At 67.0% G+C, this 624-nt stretch carries 1 pseudogene; it reads left to right on the top strand.

The window, feature by feature from the left end:
- A pseudogene (locus WDW90_RS37845) lies at positions 1 to 132 on the top strand (CopG family transcriptional regulator); the annotation flags it as partial.
- Positions 133 to 624: the final 492 nt, after the last annotated feature.

Raw genomic sequence — 624 nt, 5'->3', positions numbered from 1 at the left:
CTCGGCCTCGCCAGCATCGCGCCCGACGTCACGCCGGAACTCGCCCGTGCAGGCATCGCCTCCGTGCAGGTGCTCGGCGCCTTCCACGCCAGCCCGGCGATCAAGGCGGCGTTGGCCGACCGTACCGCCTGAGCTCTCACCTAACCTATTCGCGGCGGGGGCCGGTCCTCCTGCACCAGCCCGTTTACCTCATCCAGGATCATGACCATGAACGCATTCTCCAACATCGACATGGGTGAGGTGACCCGTCTCACTCGCGCCGGCCAGCTCACTGAGGCACTGGCACTGCTTCAGGGACGTCCAGCGACCGCCAACCCCCAAACGGCCACACGAAATGGAGCGCCCCGCACTGGAGGCAGTGCCGCGCCATCTTGGCCGACCATCGATATGGTGGCGCCTTCGACCCCTGGAGGAGCCTGGACAGCGCCGAGCTTCGGAAAGGGGACGGTCGGCGATGCACCTTCTGGCAAGACGGCCGCCTCTGAACGGCAGGGTCTCTCGGAGACACTACGATCCTTGCGCGAGCGCTTTCCCAAGATGGGCTCGATGGCCGGCCTGGGCGAAGGCCTCGGAACACCGCAACGTGCACCGGTCCCGGTACCAGATGGGGCGCGGTACGAGGAG

Source organism: Methylobacterium nigriterrae (assembly GCF_037106235.1).
Taxonomy (GTDB): domain Bacteria; phylum Pseudomonadota; class Alphaproteobacteria; order Rhizobiales; family Beijerinckiaceae; genus Methylobacterium; species Methylobacterium nigriterrae.
Note: the sequence above shows the minus strand (reverse complement) of the source record. Positions and strands in the feature narration are given on the sequence as shown.